1 protein-coding gene is annotated in these 1,298 nt (G+C 61.3%); it reads right to left on the reverse strand.

Annotated elements, in window-relative coordinates; all coding sequences use genetic code 11:
* Window positions 1–33: 33 nt before the first annotated feature.
* Window positions 34–1,235, reverse strand: a protein-coding gene (locus tag OHL14_RS00025; protein WP_263377255.1) for an IS3 family transposase whose coding sequence is annotated in 2 segments (ribosomal slippage) — window positions 34–968 and window positions 968–1,235 — 1,203 coding nt in all. Because the reading frame shifts where the segments join, the coding sequence is not laid out codon by codon here.
* Between the last annotated feature and the right edge of the window lie 63 nt (window positions 1,236–1,298).

The raw sequence follows: 1,298 nt of genomic DNA on the forward strand, positions 1-1,298 counted from the left end.
TGGCCTGCCCGAGCTTTTGAACCATCTTGCGTGTTAGTGTAGCGCAGCTATCTCTGTGTTCAGATAACCGCCATTAGGGGTGTGGGGAGGCGGGATGAGCGTAGCGATTCCCGCCTCCCCACACCCCAAGCTCGTTGTGATCCAGGCCTCTGGCGCGGGCGGGCGATAGCCCAGCGACGAGTGTGGTCTGACCGTGTTGTAGTGGACCCGCCAGCGTTCGACCAGCACCCGGATCTCCTTCATCGAGTAGAAGATTTCCCCGTTCAGGAACTCGTCGCGAAGCTTCGAGTTGAAGCTCTCGCAGTAGCCGTTCTCCCACGGTGAACCGGGTTCGATGTACAGCGTCTTCGCTCCGGTATCCGCCAGCCACCTGCGCAGATCGCGGGCCACGAACTCCGGTCCGTTATCAGAACGCAGATGCTCCGGCACCCCTTTCATCACCATCACATCGGCCAACGCCTCGATCACCTTGGCCGATGACCAGCGCCGCTCGGCCCGCACCAGCAGGCACTCTTTGCTGTGTTCGTCGATCAGATTCAACATCCGCACCGTCCTTCCGTCGTACGTCTTCGCACTCACGAAGTCGTAACTCCATACATGGTTGGTGCGCTCGGGCCGCAACCGAACGCACGATCCGTCGTTCAACCACAGCCGTCCACGCGGCTTCTGCCGCTGCGGCACCTTCAGACCTTCCCGACGCCAGATGCGCTCGACGCGGTCCTTGCCAACCTCCCAGCCGTCCCGCTTGAGCAGCGCCGTGATGCGGCGGTATCCATAGCGACCGTACTGGCTGGCCAGCGCAACGATGGCGCGCGTGAGCACATCTTCGTCCTCACGCCGTGTCGGCTGATAGCGCTGCGTGCCGCGTGGCTGGTCCACCAACCGGCACGCCCGTCGCTCGCTCAAGCCCTGCTCTTGAGCATGATCCGCCGCGCATCTGCGTCGCTCAGGGCTTAGAAGTTTCCCGAAGCGATGTCCTTCAGGATCAACTTCTCCAGACTCAGATCGGAGACCAGCCGCTTCAGCTTCGCGTTTTCCGACTCCAGCTCCTTGAGCCGCCGCGCCTGGTCTACCTGCAACCCGCCATACTCCTTGCGCCACCGGTAGTAGGTCTGTTCGGTGATCTCCGCTTCCTTGCACGCCAGAGACGTCGTCTTCCCGTTCGCCACTGCCACTTCTATCTGCCGCAGCAGGTTCACTACCTGCTCAGGCGTATGCTTCTTCCGCCGTGCCATCGTTCGCTCCTTGATTGCCAGTTTCTATCAAAGCAACTGGTTCAAAAAACGCCGGGCACTCCA

Source organism: Granulicella paludicola (genome assembly GCF_025685545.1).
GTDB lineage: Bacteria > Acidobacteriota > Terriglobia > Terriglobales > Acidobacteriaceae > Granulicella > Granulicella paludicola.